A 15,988-nucleotide genomic window follows, 5' to 3' on the forward strand; every position below is an offset into this window, starting at 1 on the left:
TCAAAACGGTACTCCCCTGCCCGCAACGGAAGATGGGAAAGGCACCCGCTCCTCCCCCGGTGTACGGGGAGCCCCGCCCCGACGCCACTCGCGGCGGCCGTTTCCCGTCCCGCCCTGCCGTCCGCGGCAGCGGTCCCGCGCAGGAGTGGTCCGGCGCCCCCGACGGCCGCGAACCCGCCCGCCCCGCGTCCCCCGCCCGTTCTCACCCCCCGAAACGCGGCGGAGGCCGCCCCCGCCCGCCGGATAGGATTTCGCCCATGGCGGCCACTGGATCCGAGAAGCAGGGGAAGACGACGTACTACGTCACGACCCCCATTTACTACGTCAACGACGCTCCTCACCTGGGCCACGCCTATACGACCGTCGCAGGCGACGTGCTCACGCGCTGGCACCGTCAGCGCGGCGAGAAGGTGTGGTACCTCACCGGCACGGACGAGCACGGTCAGAAGATCATGCGCACGGCCGACGCGAACGGTGTCACCCCGCAGGAGTGGTGCGACAAGCTCGTGGAGGAGGCGTGGAAGCCCCTCTGGGAGCACCTGGAGATCGCAAACGACGACTTCATCCGCACCACCCAGAAGCGGCACACGGACCGGGTGCAGGAGTTCGTGCAGGACCTGTACGACAAGGGCGAGATCTACAAGGGCGGGTACGAGGGCCCGTACTGCGTGGGCTGCGAGGAGTACAAGCTCCCCGGTGACCTGATCGAGGACGAGCAGGGCACGAAGCTCTGCCCGGTCCACAAGAAGCCGGTGGAGATCCTCAAGGAGGAGAACTACTTCTTCAAGCTCTCCGCGTACGGCCCGAAGCTGCTGGAGTTCTACGAGGCGAACCCGGGCTTCATCCAGCCGGAGTCGGCCCGCAACGAGGTCGTGAACTTCGTGAAGCAGGGCCTGGAGGACCTCTCGATCTCCCGCTCCACCTTCGACTGGGGCATCCCGATCCCGTGGGACGACCAGCACGTCATCTACGTGTGGGTGGACGCCCTGCTGAACTACGCGACGGCCGTCGGCTACGGCTCCGACCAGGCGAAGTTCGACGCGACGTTCCCCGCGGACGTGCACCTCATCGGTAAGGACATCCTCCGCTTCCACGCGGTGATCTGGCCCGCCATGCTGATGGCGCAGGGCCTGCCGGTGCCCGGCAGGGTCGCGGCGAACGGCTGGCTGATGGTCGGCGGCGAGAAGATGTCGAAGTCGAACCTGACCGGCATCAAGCCGCAGGACCTGACCTCGCACTTCGGCGTGGACGCCTACCGCTGGTACTTCCTGCGGGCCATCGCGTTCGGCCAGGACGGCTCCTTCTCGTGGGAGGACTTCACCGCCCGCTACACCTCCGAGCTGGCCAACGACTACGGCAACCTCGCCTCGCGCGTGGCGGCGATGGTCGGCAAGTACTTCGACGGCGCCCTGCCGGAGGCCGCGGCCGACGGCGAGGCCGAGCAGGCGGTCAAGGACGGCCTGGCCACGGCGGTCGCCGAGGCGGACCGGCGGATCGGCGAGGAGCTGGACTTCCAGGGCGGCATCCTCGCCGTCTTCGACTTCGTGAAGCAGGTCAACGGCTACATCACGGAGCAGGAGCCGTGGAAGGTCGCCAAGGACGGGTCCCCCGAGGGGCGCGCCCGCCTGGCGACCATCCTCTACACGGCGGCGGAGTCCCTCCGCGCGGTGGCGGTCCTGCTGAACCCGGTCATGCCGGACACCTCGCAGAAGCTGTGGGACTCCCTGGGCGCGGAGGCGTCGCTGGGCGCCCTCGCGGACCAGAAGGTCCAGGAGACCGCCGACTGGGGCCGGCTCCCGGCCGGCGCGACGGTCACGAAGGGCGCGGTACTGTTCCCGCGCCTGGAGGAGCCGAAGAAGGACCAGTAGGGGCAGACCTGGCCCCCGGTCCACGGCCGGGGGCCCGGCCCCGCTCACCGGCAGCCCGAAAGACCCCTCCGGCGCGCAGCGCTGCGCCGGAGGGGTCTTCTGGTACCGGGACCCGTACGGGGCTCGTGCCGGGACCCGCACCGGGACCCGTCGGGGGCCCGTCGGGGGCCCGTGCGGGGGCCCGGCTCCTCGGAGTCCCGATGCGCTCGTCCGTACGGTCAGCCGCCGCGGTGATCCGGTGCGGCCGTCACCGGGGAGGCCGGGGCCGGGGCCGCGCGAGAGGTATCCGGTACCGGGAGCACGCCCGGCACCCCGGCCGCCTCCGGTACCGGGGGCGCTTCCGGCACCTCGGCCGCCTCCGGTCCGGCACCCGGCACCTCCCGTGCCCCGGCCGCCTCCGGTCCGGCACCCGGCACCTCCCGTGCCCCGGCCGCCTCCGGTCCGGCGGCGGACGCTTCCGGCGCCGCCGAAGCATGCGGTTCCGGTTCCGCCCGGTACGTGCGGGCCACCCACGCCCCGCCGGCGGCGAAGACCACCATGACGGCGGTCACGCTCCAGAAGCCGACGCCCGGCGACACCGTCGCGAACCTGCCGATCACCGGCATCAGCGCCGCCGTGCCCAGCCCGATCGCCAGCAGCCGCAGGGAGGCCATCTTGGCCTTGTCGCCGTCCGACGCCCGCTGCTGGAGCGTGGTCAGCAGCCACGTCAGGCTGTTCAGGTTGGCGAACCCCGCGAGGAAGAAGGCCAGGAAGTGCACGGCCGCCGCGTCGGACGCCGCCAGCAGCATCGCGGCCGCGGCCTGCCCCAGCAGCCACAGCGGCAGCAGCCGCTGGGCGACGAGCCGGCGGGTGAAGAACGAGGCGCTGATCATGCCGACGGCGAAGGTGGCCTCCAGCGCGGCGATGTACCCGCCCTGGCCGCCGTACCGGCTGTCGACCAGCGGCACCACCAGGGTGCTCAGCGCGTGCGCGAAGACGAAGTCCCCGGCGCACAGCAGGATCATCACGAACACCGCCCGGTACCGCCGGTACCGGCCCAGCATGCGGCGCCACTCGCCGACCGTGCCCGCCACCGCCGTGCCCAGCATGCGGGCCGACAGCGGCGGGTTGTGCTCGTTCGCGGTGAGCCGGAGCCGGGCGACCGCGCCGGCGCAGGCCAGCGACATGACGACGTCGACCAGCAGGGCGTGCTCGGCCGTGCCCCAGGTCAGGATCAGCCCCAGCAGCGCCATCCCGGTGAGCGCCCCCGCCTGGAACGCGACACCGATCATGCCGTTGAACCGGGCGATGTGGGCCTCGGCCACGTGGTGGGCGGTGAGTTTGAACAGCGCCGACCGCTCCACGTTGTCGAAGACCGCGAGGAGGACGGCAACCGCCACCATCGCGGGGACGGCGCCGGTGCCGGGCAGCGTCGCCAGCCCGACGATCAGCAGCACGGTGGCGGCGCGGCCGAGGCCGCACAGGGCGTACACCCACTTGGAGCTGACCGCGTCCACCAGCGGCCCGCACAGCGGCAGCACGCAGAACGCGGCCAGCCCCTGGAGGGTGAGGATGAGGGCGAACGCCCCGGGGCTTCCCGTGCGGTCGTAGAGCAGCTGGCCCATGGCGAGGGTGTGGATGCCGATGCCGACACTGGACAGCGAGATCGCCCCCAGCATGGTGCGGGCCACCGGGTCGCGGCGGAGCATCAGCAGGACACCTCCAGCCGCCGGTCGACGACCGTCTTCACCTTGCCGCTGACCGCGTTGCGCGACAGGCGGCCTTCGGGATGGCACTCGACCCGCAGTTCGTAGAGGTCCAGCGCGGCGTCGAAGTCCTGGAGGGCGCCCAGGACGGGAAACTCCGCCACCAGCAGCTCCCGCACCTCGGCGGCGTCCGGCGGCACCGGCGACTCGGTGCGGACGACGAGGATCTCCTTGCCCCCCTCGCTGAACACCTCGATCTGGAGCTGGGAGACCCGCAGGCCCTCCAGCACGGCCAGGACGTCGCCGTACAGCACCGTCTCGCCCTTGAAGCGGATCAGCCCGTCGGAGCGGCCCAGGTACTCCAGCACCCGGCCCGACACGCCGCACCGGCAGGCATGGTGGAAGATCCGCCCCGTGTCGCCGATCCGGTAGCGCACCAGCGGCCCCTCGAACTTCTGCAGCGTGGTCACCAGCACCTCGCCGACGGCGCCGTCCGGCAGCGGGGTGCCGTACTCGTCGACGACCTCCAGGAGGGTGTAGTCGTCGTTGAGGTGGTGCAGCGTCCCGTCCAGGGAGGCGCACTGGTAGCCGAGCTGGGCGCCGTCGTTCGCGGCGAGGACGCTGGACACCACCCGCGCGCCGAGTGCGGTGCGCAGCCAGTCGCGGTCGGTCCGCGTCATCGGGGTGCCGCCGTAGAGGACCTTCTCGACGCGCAGCTCGGGGCAGCGCTGCTTGGCGTCCCTCAGCAGCGGCAGGATCAGCGCCGGCATGCCGAGGACCACGTTGGCGCCGAACCGCCCGGTCAGCATCAGCACGTCGTCCACGGTCGCGAACTGGCCGGTCGAGTACGCCTCCACGGGCATGCGCGCCAGTTCGCTGAACGTCGTCGTGAGCCCGCCGTACATGCCGCCGCCGAACAGCGTGTTGATCACCCGGTCGCCGGGCTCCAAGCCCATCCCGTACAGCACGGGGATCGCCTCGCGGACCATGTTGTCCCAGTCGGCCCGGGAGTACACGATGTAGCGCGGGTCACCGCTGGTCGCGCCGGACCGCAGCACCTCGCCCGTGCCGGGGCCGCCGCTGCGCAGCCCCCGTCCGGCGGGCGGGGAGTGGGCCTCCAGGTCGGCCTTCTCCAGGACGGGCAGGGCGGCGAGCCCGCGCACGTCGGCCGCCTCGGGCAGGTCCGCGTAGTACGGGTGGCGCCGGGCGCGGGCGGTGAGGAACCGCAGCCGCGCCGCCATCCGCGCGTCGCGCTCGGCGTCCGCGCCGCGGGCCTGGGCCAGGGTGACACCGGGCAGGTGGCGGCGGGTCAGCAGCCGGTGCACCCAGGGTGCCTGGCAGTCCAGGGCCGGCGAGGCGCCCTCCGGCAGGGCGGGGACGTCCACGGCGACACCGGCGACGGGGGTGCCCGGCGCCGCGACGCGGCCCGCGGGCAGCGGGGTGTCCGCGGCGCGCAGGGCGTCCATGACGGCGGTCCACAGGCCGGGCCGTGCCGTGCGCACGACGACCTCGTTGCCCAGCGCCCAGGCGAGCAGCAGCCCCCGCAGCACCGCCTCGGCGGCACCCGAGGCGGCACCCGAGGCGGCACCCGAGGCAGCACCCGAGGCAGCACCGGCGGCGGCCGCGGTGCCCGCGCCCCGGTCGGGAGCGTCGCCTTCGCGGTCGTCGAGCACGACGGTGCCCGCGGGCCCGGTCTCCACGACGTCGTTGCTGTCGGTCAGCGGCTGCCACGGGTACTGGCTGACGCCGTCGAGGAGCCGGTCAAGGCCCAGCATGAGCTGCTCGCCGTCGAAGCGCCGCGGCGGCTCGGCGACCCCCGCCCGGCGCAGGGCATCGGCCAGATCGGGGAGCGAGCCCGCGGTGAGGGACCGCTCGACGTGTTCGACGGCCAGCAGCAGGTCGGTGGGGTAGTGCCTCATGGGTGTGTGTCCTCGGAATCCTCGGAGAAGGGTGGTTCGGGCGGCCGGGGGCGGGGGGCGCCGCTGAGCAGGTCGGCCGTGTACGCGCGCAGGACCTCCTCCGCCCGCCGGTGCACGACGTGGACGGGTCCCCCGCCGGGCTGCGGGCCGCGGACGACGGCGGCCTGCCGGCGCAGCGCGTACGGGGCGTCCGCCGCGGCGCGGAAGGCGGCCGGATCGCTGTCGGCCAGCGCGGCCCACTCCCGCTGGCCCGCGCCGAGGGCGGCGCGCCCCAGCTCCAGCAGGTCCGCGTCGCACAGCCCGCCGCGCAGCCGCACCAGCGCGATGCCGTCGGCGTCCGTGGTGAGCGCCGCGCACGCCGGCCCGTCGGGTGCGCCGCGCTCGCGCAGCGCCGCCAGCACGGTCTCGACCGCCCAGTCCTGTTCGGCGCCCCGGCGGGGCAGCAGGAGCGCCGCCGGGTGGGCGCAGGACCGGTCCGGTGCGGGGGCGGGACGGCCGTGCACCCGCCAGATCGCGCAGACCCGGTGGGAGCCGCCGGCGCTCACCGTGCTGATGTGCAGTCCCGTGCTGAGGGGAGCCATCGCCGCACCGCTAGCCGTGCGGGTCGAGCCGCACGACGGCCTTGCCGGTGTTGGCGCCGCGCAGCATGCCGAGGAACGCGTCGACGGCGTGGTCGAAGCCCTCGGTCACGCTGAGCCGGTCCACGGCGCGCCCCGCCCTCAGGTGCGGCACGAGGAAGTCCTCAAGCTCCTGCTGCGCGTCCCCGTGGCGGGCGACGAGGAAGCCCTCCAGGCGGATGCTCTTCTCCACGAGGTCGAAGAGGTTGCGCGGGGCGGCGGGCGGGCAGGCCGAGTTGTACTGCGCGATCGCGCCGCACCAGGCGATCCTGCCGAACTCCCGCATCGACGCGATCGCCGCCTCCAGGTGGTCGCCGCCGACGTTGTCGACGTAGACGTCGATCCCGTCCGGCGCGGCCTGCCGGAGCTGCTGCGCGAGCGGGGTGGCGGCGCTGCGGTCGAGGGCGGCGTCGAACCCGAACTCCTCGGTGAGCAAGCGCGCCTTGGCCGGGGACCCGGCGCTGCCGATGACCCGCCCGGCGCCCAGCAGCCGGGCGAGCTGCCCCGCGGCGGTGCCGACACCGCCCGCCGCCGCCGACACGAACACGGTGTCGCCCGCCCGCAGCCGGGCGATCCGGGTGAGCGCCACGTAGGCGGTCAGCCCGGTGCCGCCGAGCAGCCCGAGGAACGACTCGGGGGCGATCCCCTCGTACGCGGGCAGCAGTCTGGCCTCGGCCGGTGTCAGGACGGTGCGGGTGCGCCAGCCGTCCCGGTGGAAGACGAGGGAGCCGACCGGCAGTTCGGCGCTGCGGGACTCCGTGACCCGCCCGACGGAGCGGCCTTCGAGCGGGGCGTGCAGGTCCCAGTCGCCGTCCATGCACTCCCGCATGTACGGGTCCACGGACAGCCACAGGTTCTCCACCAGGGCGGTGCCCGGGGTGAGCGGCGGCAGGGCGAGCTCCACCTCGGCGAAGTCGCCCGGCACGGGCATGCCCTGAGGGCGGCGGACCTGCTGCACGGCCCGCGCGGAGCGTGCGGTGGGCGTGCTCACGCGGCCACCTGCCGCTCCGCCGCCGGCTGCGGGCCTGCGTCGACCGCCACGGTGCGGGCGCACTCCTCCAGGAACCGCCGCAGCTGCGCCGCGTCGCTGTGGGACGCCTCGATGAACACCGGGACCTCCCACTCCTGGTAGGTGATGTGCGCGGGGGACGCCTGGCCGGGGGCCAGGGTGTGCACGCGGTCGGCGCAGGGGTGGGTGCGCAGCGCCTCCGGGACAGTGACGGCGGCCGGGGTGCCGCCGGGCAGGTGGTGGCCGGGGAAGGCCAGCCAGCCGTGGTAGCGGCCGCTGGGGCGGCCCGTCGCGGGCCGGTCGAGGCCGAGGCGGACGGCGATCTCGTGGGACGGCAGGTGCACGCCGGTGTGCCGCTCGTGCAGGGGGACGACCGCGGCGCCGCCGACCCGGTTGGCGACCTCCAGGAAGACCCGTTCGCCTTCGGCGGTCTCGAAGAACTCCAGGTGCAGGGAGCCCTCTTCGATGCCGAGGGCCGTGACGACCTGCTGGGCGAAGGCCCGCTGCTCCGGGGTGTGCGGCTCCTGGTGGGACCCGAGCGGTGTGCCCGCGGCGTACTCGACGGGCTTGTTGACGTACCGGCTGACGGAGAGGTCCACCAGCCGGCCGTCCTGGACGAGGCCGTCCGCGTGCAGGATGTCGCCGTCGATGTGCTCCTCCAGCTGGAACGCCGCCGGGTCGGGCAGCCTCCAGTACGCGCTGAGGGCGTCCCGCGCCGTCTCGTGGACCGTGACGTCCTCGCTGGAGGCGCCCTGGCGCGGCTTGAGCACCGTGCGGCCGGTCCACGGCAGCGGCCTGCACCGGGACGGTTCGCGGACGAACCGCGGGTGGCGCAGCCCCGAACCGGCGAGGGCCTCCTTCATCCGCACCTTGTCCCGCACCAGCTCGACCTGCTCGGGGGACGGCCCGTCGATGCCGAGGTGCCGGCGCACGGAGCAGGCTTCGGCGATGCCGAACTCGGACAGGGCGAGCACCTTCTCGTACCCGTCGGCGGGTGAGGTGCGGGCGCACACCCCGGCGACCAGGTCCTCGTCCGCGTCCAGGGTGAGGCGGGTGCAGCGCAGCCCGTCGGGCAGGTCGGCCATCCGGTGGGGGTGGCCGATGTACGTCACGTCGTGCCGTTCGTGGTCGATCGCACGGTGGTAGTCGATCTTCCGGTACGGCACCTGGTGCATGACGAGGATCTTCATCCCTGATACTCCAAGGTCGTGATGCCCCAGCTGAAGCCCATGGCGCTGGTGGCGAGCATGATCAGGTCGCCGCGGCGCAGCCGGCCTGCGCGTTCGAGGTCCCCGAGCGCGATGAGGGTGTCGGTCCCGCCCATGTGGGCGAGGCGGTGGTAGTTGAAGACGCTGCGTCCGGCCGGGATGCCCAGGCTGTCCAGCAGCCGCAGGTGCATGGTGCGGTCGCCGTGGTTGATCAGGAAGTACGCGATGTCCTCGCGCTCCCTGCCCAGGACGTCGAGCGTCTCGTCGACCAGCGCGGTGAAGTGCCGTACGTACGCGTCGGCGAGGCCGCCGCGGTGCGCGGCGCGCCGGATGACCACCCGGCCGTCCGCGTGCTCCCCCGCGTAGTAGTCGGACCAGCTGCCGTCGGTGCGCATCGCGGAGTGGAGGACGCGGAAACGGCCCGCACCGCCCACCAGCAGTATCGCCGCAGCCGCATCACCGAGGTTGAACAGAGCTTTGGCATCCGGGTCCCCGTAGTCCACCATCCGGCTCAGCCGGTCCCCGACCAGGACCAGCGCGTGGTCGCCGGGCCCGAGCGCGCCCGGCACGGTCAGCAGGCGCAGCGCCGTCATCCCGGCGTTGCAGAAGTTCGCCACCTCGAAGCAGTGGGCCCGGTCGACGCCCAGTTCGTGGGCGATCTTCGCGGCCGGCGACCAGAACGGCCGGTCCCACTCGCCGGACCCGGCGTAGACGACCTGCCGGATGCGGGAGGCCGCCGTGCCGGTCCTGGCGAGCACGTCCCGGGCCGCTTCCCGGGCCAGCTCCCACACCGCCTCGCCGTCGGCGAGGACGGGGAAGCCGTCGCAGTGGGTGATCGCGGCCAGGTCCGCGAGGGCCACACCGGAGGCGCGGTGCATGGCGCGCAGGTCGGCCCTCGCGGAGGGGAAGCGGACGGCGAAGTCGGCTATGCCGCCCACTGCGCGTCCTGTCCGCGCTCCTCGATGCTCACGCGGTGCACGGTGCGGTCCACGCCGGGCTCGACCGCGGTGGCGGCGTGGTAGGTCGTCGCGGTCTTCCACACCAGCAGGTCGTTCCTGGTCCAGCGGTGGGTGTAGACGTGGTCCGGGTCCTGGATGAGCCCGTCGATGACCGCGAAGAACTCCTCGTTCTCGTTGGCGTCGAAGCCGACCACGGACTGCATGTACTCGGGTGCGCCGTACAGGTACGGGCGGCCGGTGTGCGGGTCCTGCTTGACCAGGGGGTGCTCGGTCGGCGGGTACTGCTGCTCGACGAGGGCCCTGAACTCCGCGATGGACAGCCCGACGTGCTCCTGCGCGATGCGCTGGCGCTTGCCGACGGTGTGCAGGGCGGTGCGCCCGGCGATCCGGTCCTTCCACCGCTGCGGCAGCCGGTCGTAGACGTCGACGGCGCTGGCGTAGAGGGTGTGGCCGCTGGTGCCGGGCACGTCGACGCCGTGCAGCATCGTGTACGGCGCCGGGTCCTTCACGTACGAGGAGTCCTGGTGCCAGAAGTTGCCGACCCGGGCGACGCCGACGGGGCGGTTCGCCCGCATGGCGTTCGAGGAGATCATGATCTCCGGGTGGTCGGGGTGGCGGTACTTGGCCATCAGGAACGGCACGGGCCGGCCGATCCGGGAGGCGAGCGCGATCTGCTGCTCCGGGGTGAGGTCCAGCCCGCGGACGACCACGAGCTCACGCCGGTGGACGCCGTCGAGGAGCTGCCGGAACACCTCCGGGTCCTGGAGGTCCTCGTAGGTCACTCCGGTCATCTCGGAGCCGATGAAGGGGGTGATGTCCTTGATCTGCATGCGTGGGTCCTTGGCAGGGGTGGGTACGGGCGGTCGTCAGGCGGCGTCGAGGCAGGTCCGCAGGGCGCGGACGAAACCGTCGATCTGCTCCTGGGTGCGGAAGGGCGCGACCGTCACGCGGAACCGCTCGCCGCCCTTGGCGACGGACGGGTAGTTGATGGGCTGGACGTAGATGTCGAACTCGTCCAGCAGCCGCCGCGAGACGGCCTTGACGCGCTCGCCGCCGGGCACCAGCACGGGCACCAGGTGGCTCTCCGCGTCGATGAAGTCGATCCCGGCGCGGTGCAGCGCGGTCCGCATGCGGGCGGCGTTCGCCGTGAGCCGCAGCCGCATCTCGGCGCCCTGCTCGCCCTGGATGACGTCGAGGCTGCGCCGGGTGGCGTCGAGGCTGGACCGCGGGATGGTGGTGGTGAAGATGAAGCCGGGCGCGTACGAGCGCACGTAGTCGAGGGCCGTGTCGGGGCCCGCGACGTAGCCGCCGGTGGTGCCGACGGCCTTTCCGAAGACACCTTGCACAAAGGTGGGCCGGTACTCGCCGATCTCCTCGCATATACCGGCACCTGTGGGGCCGTTGACGCCGATTGCATGCGTCTCGTCGAGATACGTCATGGCGTTGTACCGATCCGCCAGATCGCATATCCGGCTGATCGGTGCGATGTCCCCGTCCATCGAGTAGACGGATTCGAAGACAATCAGCTTGGGCCGCTCGACGGGGTACTGGGCGAGCAGTTCCTCCAGGGCCTCCACATCGCTGTGCGGGAAGATGTGGCGGCGATTCCCGACGGAGCGGATCCCCTCGATCAGCGAGCGGTGGTTCAGTGAATCGGAGAACACCACCGTGTCGGGTTCGGCCGCGAGGAGGGTGGTGAGCGTCTCGAAGTTCGCCACGTATCCACTGGTGAAGACCAGCGCCCGCGGGCGGCGGTGCCAGGCCGCGAGCCGGGCTTCCAGTTCGACGTGGGCCTCACTGGTGCCCGCGATGTTGCGGGAGCCGCCGTTGCCGGTGCCGTGCCGCCGCGTGGAGGCGATCTGCGCCTCCATGACCTGCGGGTTCTGGCTCATACCGAGGTAGTCGTTGGTGCACCACACCTGGATGCGCCGCCCCTGGTGCAGCGCGTACCCCGGTTCCTCCGCGAGGTACGAGCAGGGGGTGAACTCCCGGTAGAGGCCTGAGGTCTTGAGGTCCGTCAGCTTGTCGGCCAAGCCCTCGAACGGGGCCGGCGGGCGCACGGAAAGCTGTTTGGCGGACATGGGTCTCCTGTCACTGGTATTCGGTGCAGTGGCGCGACGGGGAAGGTCAGCCCCACCGCGAGTCGTCCGCCGGGGCGGCGACCGCGGCGCGCTCCGGCCGGTCTTCGGTACCCGCCTGCACGTCCGCCGCCAGAACGGCCAGGACCGCCGCACCGAGTACGCCGAATACGGAACGAAGGATCTTTGCCTTCAGCATGAAAAAATTCCCCCCAATATCCTGTCGGGCCACCACTTCCGGCCCGTGACCAGAATCATGCGCCCTGGCGGTCGCGCAGAACAGGGAAATCCAGCAGCATGATCATGCAAGCGCCAGAACCTGAAGGTTAGACAAATGTGCACGAGAAGTGGCGAACAAGAGCAAACCGGACTTCCGCCGGTGTGCGACGAGGGATTGACCTTCTACGCGGAGGTACTGAAGGGCCACTTCCAGCCAGAGGAATGCCCGGAATGCCTGATCGCTCTGGGCTTCGTCCACCGCGGCGGCGACGGCCGGCTCGTCCCCATCCCGCCCGGGCTCGCGGCGAACTCCCTGCTCGTGCCCATGGAGCAGAGCATCGAGTCCACGCAGCGGGTCCTGGCCCAGGCCAGGTCCGCGGTGCACCAGGTGGAGGAGGTCTACCGCTCTGTCGGAAGCGACTCCGGCGTCCGGGTCATCCGGGGCGCTGCCGCCATCAACGCCACGCTGGAAAGCGTGGTGAACTCCTGCCAGGAGGAGCTGCTGACGGCCCAGCCGGGCGGCGGCCGGGCTCAGGAACTGCTGGAGGACGCGCTCCCCTCCGACGTGGCCGCGCTCCGCCGCGGCGTCCGCCAGCGCACCATCTACCAGCACACCGTCCGCACCCACGGCCCCACGCTGTCGTACGTGGAGCAGGTCTCCGCCGCGGGCGCCGAGGTGCGCACCCTGGACGAGGTGTTCGACCGGCTCATCGTCTGCGACCGCAGGATCGCCTTCGTCCCGGACCCCGCCGAGGAGCGCCGCCAGTTCGCGCTGGCCATCGAGCACCCGGGCCTCATCCGCTACCTCGTCGGGATCTTCGACCACGCCTGGGAGCGCGCCGTCCCCCTCGACTACGCCCCCAGCGCGCACCGCCCGCCGCTCCTCGCCAACGAGACCCGCCGCGCGGTCCTCCAGCTCATGGTCAACGGCTACACGGACGAGACGATCGCCGGGCGCCTCGGCATGAGCACCCGGACCGTCGCCACCCACATCCGCAAGGCGTCCGAGATGCTCGGCAGCCGCAGCCGCGCCCAGCTCGCCTACCTGATCGCGAAGGCCGGGCTGCTGGACGAGGACGAGCCGGCGGCCGAAGCGGTCTGACCGCACCGCGGGCCGCCTCCACCGCAGCCCCCCGGGCCGCGCACCACCGGACCGCGCACCACCGGGCCGCGCACCAGCGGGCCGCCTCCGCGGTGACCGCCGCCCTTCCAGCCCCGCGGCGCCCGCCGGCACGGGACCCGCCGCACCGAACCCACGGCACGCGCCCGGCCGCGCCAGACCGCGGCCCCCGCGCCGGGGATCCGGCCCCCTCACCCGGCCCGGCAGGCCCCGGCGCACCGCCGGCCCCCGCACCCGGCCCGGCAGGCCCCGGCGCACCGCCGCCCCCGCACCCCGCCCCGGCAGGCCCCGGCGCACCGCCGGGCCCAGCACCCCACCGCGCCGGGCGCAGCGCGCCCCCGACACCGCGCCCACGCGACCCGCCCCTACCCGACCCACCCCCGCGCGGCTCGCGGCACGCGGTCCGCCCTCACCGTGCCAGGCTCAGCACGTCCCCCATCACCACCACCGGCCGCGCCGACGGGTCGAGCCACGTCAGCACCTCCTTCATCTGCGGCTTCTCCAGGGATACACACCCCTGCGTGGGCCCGTCGTGGTCGACGTGGAGCCAGATCCCGCCGCCGCGCTCCACGCCCAGGGGGCGGGTCCAGTCCAGGGGGGACGTGCCCGGCTTGCGGTTGTAGTTGATGGCGACGACGTAGTCGAAGGAGCCCGCCAGCGGTTCCCCGAGGGCGCCGGTGCCGGTGGCCGTGAAGGCCGGGCCCCGGTCGTACGGGAGCCTCGTGCCCGGGTCGGGGAGCAGGCCGCCGGCGTCCGTCAGGCCGTACACGCCGACGGGCGAGCGCAGGTCGTCCTGCACGTGGTGGTCGGTCCAGCCCCTGACCGCGTTGTGCGCGGGCCACGGGCCTGCCACCGCCTTCCAGCCGGCCCCCGGGGGGCGCTCGTAGAGGGTGACGGCGGAGTCGCTGGAGTCCCGGTCCTTCCCGCGGACGACGACCGCCTGCCTCGTGGCCGGGTCGAGGGCGGCGCGGGTGCGCGGGCCGAGCCCGGGGATGTCCGCCGGGGCGGGCGGCGGCAGCGCGGGCACGCCGCCGCGGCCCGCCCGGCGGGCGGCGGCGGGGTCCCGTGGTCGCCGGGGCCCTTCGCCCCGGCGGCCGGCGGGCGGCGCCGCTCCCCGTCCGGTGGGCCGCCGTCGGCGCACGCGGTCACCGGCAGGAGCGGGAACAGCACCGCGGCCACCACGGGGAGGCGGCGGCGCGGGCGGCGGAACACGGGCATGGGTCGGGCCTTTCGCAGGAGCCGGAGGTGCCGGTGCCGGGGCTTCACCCCTTGTCAACGCCTCTGCGCCCGTGCGGGGTTGCGGGTGGCGGCCCAGTCGACAGAAACACGCGGGCCCCGGGCCGGATTCCTCCGGTCCGGGGCCCGCGCCCAGGGTGTGCGGCGTGCCGCGCGGCTCACTTGCCCTTGTCGGCCACCGGCTTGCGCAGCGCGATGTTCAGCTCCCGCAGCCGCGCCTCCTCCAGCTCCGTGGGGGCGCCCATCATCAGGTCCTGCGCGTTGCCGTTCAGCGGGAACGCGATGGTCTCGCGGATGTTCGGCTCGTCGGCGAGGAGCATGACGATGCGGTCGACACCGGGGGCGATGCCGCCGTGCGGCGGGGCGCCGAAGCGGAACGCGCGGAGCATGCCCGCGAACTCGCGCTCGACGGTGTCGCGGTCGTAGCCCGCGATCTCGAACGCCTTGATCATGATGTCGGGCTCGTGGTTCCGGATGGCGCCGGAGGACAGCTCGACGCCGTTGCAGACGATGTCGTACTGCCAGGCGAGGATGTCGAGCGGGTCCTTCTCCTCCAGGTCCTTCATGCCGCCCTGCGGCATGGAGAAGGGGTTGTGCGAGAAGTCGATCTTGCCGGTCTCCTCGTCCTTCTCGTACATCGGGAAGTCGACGATCCAGCAGAAGCGGAAGACGTCCTCCTCGAAGTGGCCGGCCCGCTTGGCCGCCTCGACGCGGACCGCGCCCATGATCTTCGCGACCTCGTCGACGTCGCCGGCGCCGAAGAAGACCGCGTGGCCCGGCTTCAGGCCGAGGCGGTCGACGAGCGTCTTGACGTCCTCCTCGGTGAGGAACTTGGCGATGGGACCGGTGAAGGCCATGTCGCCGCCGACGCGGATCCAGGCGAGGCCCTTCGCGCCGTGCTCGACGGCGAACTCGCCCAGGGAGTCGAAGAACTTGCGGGGCTGCCCGGCGACGTCCGGCACCGGCAGGGCGCGCACGTGCTTGCCGGCGAACGCCTTGAACTCGGAGTCGGCGAACACGTCGGTGATGTCGACGAGCTCCAGCTTGGCCCGCAGGTCCGGCTTGTCGGAGCCGTACTTCAGCATCGCCTCGCGGAACGGGATCCGCGGGAACGGCGAGGTGACGTGGCGGCCGTTGCCGAACTCCTCGAACAGCTCGGTCATGAGCTTCTCGATCGGCTGGAAGACGTCCTCCTGCGTCACGAAGCTCATCTCGACGTCGAGCTGGTAGAACTCGCCGGGCGAGCGGTCGGCGCGGGCGTCCTCGTCGCGGAAGCAGGGCGCGATCTGGAAGTAGCGGTCGAAGCCGGAGACCATCAGCAGCTGCTTGAACTGCTGCGGCGCCTGCGGCAGCGCATAGAAGCGGCCCGGGTTGAGGCGGGACGGGACGACGAAGTCGCGGGCGCCCTCGGGGGAGGTCGCGGTGAGGATCGGCGTCGCCATCTCGTTGAAGCCGAGCGCGGTCATCTTCTGCCGGATCGCGGCGATCACCGCGGTGCGCAGCATGATGTTGCGGTGCATGCGCTCGCGGCGCAGGTCCAGGAAGCGGTACTCAAGGCGCCGCTCCTCGTTGACGCCGTCGTCCGTGTTGATCGTGAACGGCAGCGGGCCGGAGGCGCCGAGCACCTCGACCTCGGAGACCTCGACCTCGACCTCGCCGGTGGGCAGGTCCGGGTTGACGTTCTCGGTGCCGCGCGAGACGACCTTGCCGTCGATCCGTACGACGGATTCCTTGGTCTGCTTGTCGAGCGCCTCGTACGCGGCGGTGCCGGGACGGGCGACGAGCTGCGTGATGCCGTAGTGGTCGCGCAGATCGATGAAGAGGATGCCGCCCAGGTCGCGCCGATTGTGCAGCCAGCCGCTCAGCCGGACGTCGGTGCCGACGTCAGAGGCGCGGAGCTCGCCGCAGGTGTGGGACCTGTACCGATGCATCGTCGTTCATCCAGTCTTCTGGGTGGTGGGTATGGCTCGACCCGTCAAGGTTACCGTCCGTCCCGAGACGGCGGCCCTGGATGACTGAGCCGCAGCTCACAGCGCCCGCACAGTGGCGATTCATCGGTCCATCTTCTTA

13 protein-coding genes are annotated in these 15,988 nt (G+C 72.7%); 2 read left to right on the forward strand and 11 right to left on the reverse strand.

Translation table 11 applies throughout. The features are described 5' to 3' along the window. Positions 1 to 257: 257 nt before the first annotated feature. A complete protein-coding gene (metG, locus tag L6E17_RS17080; RefSeq protein ID WP_236241605.1) occupies positions 258 to 1,868 on the forward strand; it encodes a methionine--tRNA ligase in 1,611 nt (536 codons plus the stop codon). A gap of 218 nt (positions 1,869 to 2,086) precedes the next feature. Here the strand turns inward: metG and L6E17_RS17085 are convergent, their stop codons facing one another. From L6E17_RS17085 to L6E17_RS17125, 9 genes are read right to left on the reverse strand one after another with little or no spacing between them, the layout of a single operon-like run. Continuing rightward, positions 2,087 to 3,556 carry an MFS transporter gene (locus tag L6E17_RS17085; RefSeq protein ID WP_236241606.1) on the reverse strand — a complete coding sequence of 490 codons (1,470 nt, stop codon included), beginning with the start codon at positions 3,554 to 3,556 and terminating at the stop codon, positions 2,087 to 2,089. Next, a complete protein-coding gene (locus L6E17_RS17090; protein WP_236241607.1) occupies positions 3,556 to 5,472 on the reverse strand; it encodes a phenylacetate--CoA ligase family protein in 1,917 nt (638 codons plus the stop codon). The genes L6E17_RS17085 and L6E17_RS17090 overlap by 1 nt, the downstream gene beginning before the upstream one ends. Then, complete coding sequence (locus L6E17_RS17095) at positions 5,469 to 6,053, reverse strand: hypothetical protein (RefSeq protein ID WP_236241608.1); 585 nt, start codon at positions 6,051 to 6,053, stop codon at positions 5,469 to 5,471. Before L6E17_RS17095 ends, L6E17_RS17090 begins: the two co-directional genes overlap by 4 nt. A 10-nt stretch (positions 6,054 to 6,063) precedes the next feature. Next, entirely contained in the window at positions 6,064 to 7,080 is a 1,017-nt protein-coding gene (locus L6E17_RS17100; protein ID WP_374109068.1) for a zinc-binding dehydrogenase, read from the reverse strand. Next, positions 7,077 to 8,288: an acetyl-CoA carboxylase biotin carboxylase subunit family protein gene (locus L6E17_RS17105; protein WP_236241609.1), complete on the reverse strand. Its 1,212-nt coding sequence runs from the start codon at positions 8,286 to 8,288 to the stop codon at positions 7,077 to 7,079. The genes L6E17_RS17100 and L6E17_RS17105 overlap by 4 nt, the downstream gene beginning before the upstream one ends. Continuing rightward, positions 8,285 to 9,244, reverse strand: coding sequence for a 3-oxoacyl-[acyl-carrier-protein] synthase III C-terminal domain-containing protein (locus L6E17_RS17110; protein WP_236241610.1), 960 nt, complete (start codon positions 9,242 to 9,244; stop codon positions 8,285 to 8,287). Before L6E17_RS17110 ends, L6E17_RS17105 begins: the two co-directional genes overlap by 4 nt. Continuing rightward, entirely contained in the window at positions 9,232 to 10,095 is an 864-nt protein-coding gene (locus tag L6E17_RS17115; protein WP_236241611.1) for a TauD/TfdA family dioxygenase, read from the reverse strand. Before L6E17_RS17115 ends, L6E17_RS17110 begins: the two co-directional genes overlap by 13 nt. 36 nt (positions 10,096 to 10,131) lie before the next feature. Beyond that, a complete protein-coding gene (gene hemA / locus L6E17_RS17120) occupies positions 10,132 to 11,346 on the reverse strand; it encodes a 5-aminolevulinate synthase (protein ID WP_236241612.1) in 1,215 nt (404 codons plus the stop codon). 46 nt (positions 11,347 to 11,392) lie between these two features. Beyond that, positions 11,393 to 11,542 (reverse strand): hypothetical protein, encoded by a 150-nt coding sequence (locus tag L6E17_RS17125; RefSeq protein ID WP_236241613.1) that lies wholly within the window; start codon positions 11,540 to 11,542, stop codon positions 11,393 to 11,395. Between the two features lie 135 nt (positions 11,543 to 11,677). Here L6E17_RS17125 and L6E17_RS17130 point away from each other — a divergent pair, with 135 nt between their 5' ends. Beyond that, entirely contained in the window at positions 11,678 to 12,664 is a 987-nt protein-coding gene (locus tag L6E17_RS17130) for a LuxR C-terminal-related transcriptional regulator (RefSeq protein WP_236241614.1), read from the forward strand. 427 nt (positions 12,665 to 13,091) lie between these two features. Here L6E17_RS17130 and L6E17_RS17135 read toward each other — a convergent pair whose 3' ends face one another. Both L6E17_RS17135 and aspS read right to left on the reverse strand, forming a co-directional pair. After that, entirely contained in the window at positions 13,092 to 13,823 is a 732-nt protein-coding gene (locus tag L6E17_RS17135; protein WP_236241615.1) for a L,D-transpeptidase family protein, read from the reverse strand. A gap of 253 nt (positions 13,824 to 14,076) precedes the next feature. Further along, entirely contained in the window at positions 14,077 to 15,849 is a 1,773-nt protein-coding gene (gene aspS / locus L6E17_RS17140; RefSeq protein WP_236241616.1) for an aspartate--tRNA ligase, read from the reverse strand. Between the last annotated feature and the right edge of the window lie 139 nt (positions 15,850 to 15,988).

Origin of the sequence: Streptomyces sp. CC228A (genome assembly GCF_021390935.1) — a bacterium.
Taxonomy (GTDB): Bacteria; Actinomycetota; Actinomycetes; order Streptomycetales; family Streptomycetaceae; genus Streptomyces.